The 2,287-nt window shown below is 65.9% G+C and carries 3 protein-coding genes and 1 pseudogene; 2 read left to right on the top strand and 2 right to left on the bottom strand.

Going from position 1 to position 2,287, the window contains the following annotated elements; genetic code table 11:
* Window positions 1–476 (bottom strand): annotated as a pseudogene (locus tag VGD44_RS09410) (flagellar motor switch protein FliM); the annotation flags it as partial.
* A 30-nt stretch (window positions 477–506) separates the two neighbouring features.
* On the bottom strand, window positions 507–1,115 hold the full coding sequence (locus VGD44_RS09415; protein ID WP_331086232.1) for a flagellar basal body-associated FliL family protein: 609 nt from the start codon (window positions 1,113–1,115) through the stop codon (window positions 507–509).
* Window positions 1,116–1,332: 217 nt separating this feature from the next.
* Between VGD44_RS09415 and flgF the strand changes: the two genes are divergently transcribed.
* Complete coding sequence (gene flgF / locus VGD44_RS09420; RefSeq protein ID WP_331086234.1) at window positions 1,333–2,070, top strand: flagellar basal-body rod protein FlgF; 738 nt, start codon at window positions 1,333–1,335, stop codon at window positions 2,068–2,070.
* 14 nt (window positions 2,071–2,084) lie between these two features.
* A partial coding sequence (locus VGD44_RS09425) for a flagellar basal body protein (protein ID WP_331086236.1) occupies window positions 2,085–2,287 on the top strand: 203 nt, incomplete at its 3' end.

The raw sequence follows: 2,287 nt of genomic DNA on the forward strand, positions 1-2,287 counted from the left end.
CCGCCCAGCAGCACGTCCACGATCGAGTAGATCAGGTTCGAGTCGACCGTCAGCAGGCCGTAGTTGTTCAGCTCCTCGGCCCGGAACACCGACAGGATGGCCGGCAGCGGGATCGAGTTCAGGTAGTCGCCGAAGCGGATCGAGCTGATGTTGTCGAGGCTGACCTCGACGTTGTCGGACGTGAAGTTGCGCAGGCTGGTGGTCATCAACCGCACCAGGCGGTCGAAGACGATTTCCAGCATCGGCAGGCGCTCGTAGCTGACGAGCGCGGAGTTGATGATCGCCCGGATGCCGGTCCGTTCCGCGATCTCGTCGTCCGAGAGGTCAAAGCCCAGCAGGCTGTCGATCTCGTCCTGGTTCAGGATCCGCTCGGCGGAGTTCGCCTCGGCTGCGGCCGCCGCGGCCCAGTCGGTCTCGCCGGACGCCTCGAAGCCGCCGGTCTCGGTCACGGAGGGGATGTCGTTTTCGTCGGCCATGGTCTTGGGCGCCAACCGCGCGGCAACGCGCTAGTTGATCAGCATCTCCTCGATCAGGACGGCGTTCGCCTTGCTGGGCGCGATCACCAGGTTCACGCGGCGCAGGATCTCCATGCGCAGCTGGTAGCTGCCCTGGCTGCCCGACAGGTCCTCGGGGCGCAGCTCGCGCAGGAAGGTCTGGAACATGTCCTGGAGCCTCGGCATGTTCGGGTCGAGCTCCTCGACCGCACTCTCGTCGGGCAGCTCCAGCGTCAGCTTCAGCTTCAGGAAGGTCGGGCGGCCGTCGGCGGTCTGCATGTTCACCACCACGTCGGGCATGGTGTAGAAGACGACGCCGTCGGGGCCTTCGCGGACCACCGCCGCGCCCTTCTCGCCTTCCTTGCCCTTGCCCTTCTCTTCCTTCTTCTTCTCCTTCTTCTTCTCCTTGCCCTTCTCGGCATGAGCCTCGTCGGGCTGGGGCTTCAGGAAGACGAACGCGGCCGTGCCGCCGCCGCCCAGCACCACGAGCGCCGCGGCGCCGGCGATGATCAACATCTTCAGCGGGAGCTTCTTCTTCGCGGGGGCCTCGCCCTCCACGCCCTCGGCGCCTTCCGGGGCTTCACCCTCGGGCTCCTTGGGTTTCTTCTCCTTCTTCGCCACGCGCGCGTTTCCCTGGATATCCGGCGCGTCCAGCAATGGCGGCGTTTGGTTAAGAAGCGGTTGTTAAGACCTCTTAACGGGCCCAAATCCTGCCCGGCAAATTCCGCCGTCGGCAGCCTCGTTAACTATTCTATTCTCTGATTTCATTGAGCTTTCAGGTTGGCCCGAACCTTGCAGCGGGAAGGCGCAGAAAGTCGCACCGCCTGAGCCGGGTCAAATGGACAACGCACTCTTCGTCGGCCTCTCCCGCCAGATGATCCTCCGTCGCGAGATGGAGATCATCGCCAACAACATCGCCAACATGGACACCGCCGGCTTCAAGGTGGAGTCGATGATGCAGAAGACCGACCCGTCGGAGCCCGCGGTCACGCTGGGCGGTCCGCGGCCGGTCAAGTTCGTCGCGCCCGACGGCGTGGCCCGCGACTTCGGCCAGGGCGCGCTGCTCAAGACCGGCGGCGAGCTCGACATGTCGATCGAGGGCAAGGGCTTCTTTCAGGTCCAGACGCCGCAGGGCGCCCGCTTCACCCGCGACGGGCGCTTCACCACCGACCCGACCGGCCGCCTGGTCACCCAGGCCGGCGCCCCCGTGCTGGACGCCAGCGGCGGCGAGATCACCGTCGACATGGAGAAGGGCCAGGTCTCGATCGGCGCCGACGGCACGATGAGCCAGGGCGACGAGCAGGTCGGCAAGGTGGGCATGTTCGCCTTCGCCAACCCCGGCGCGCTCGAGAAGGCCGGCGACAACCTCTTCCGCAACGCCTCCAACCTGTCGGCCGAGCCGTCGGTCGACGCGAAGCTGCGCCAGGGCTTCCTGGAAAACTCCAACGTGAAACCGGTGCTGGAGATCACCCGCATGGTCGAGGTGAGCCGCGCCTACGAACAGACCGCCAAGATGATGGACTCCGAAGCCGAGCTCGCGCGCCGCACCGTCGAGCGCCTGGGCCGGGTTCAGTAAGGGGATAACAACCGATGCAGGCTCTTCGCACCGCGGCCACCGGCATGGCCGCCCAGCAGATGAACGTCGAGGTCATCTCGAACAACATCGCCAACATGAACACCGTGGCGTTCAAGCGCCAGCGGGCCGAGTTCCAGGACCTCCTCTACCAGACGTTCGAGGCGGCCGGGACGCAGTCGTCCGACCAGGGCACCATCGTGCCGACGGGCGTGCAGGT

This window comes from Phenylobacterium sp., assembly GCF_036402295.1.
Taxonomy (GTDB): Bacteria; Pseudomonadota; Alphaproteobacteria; order Caulobacterales; family Caulobacteraceae; genus Phenylobacterium.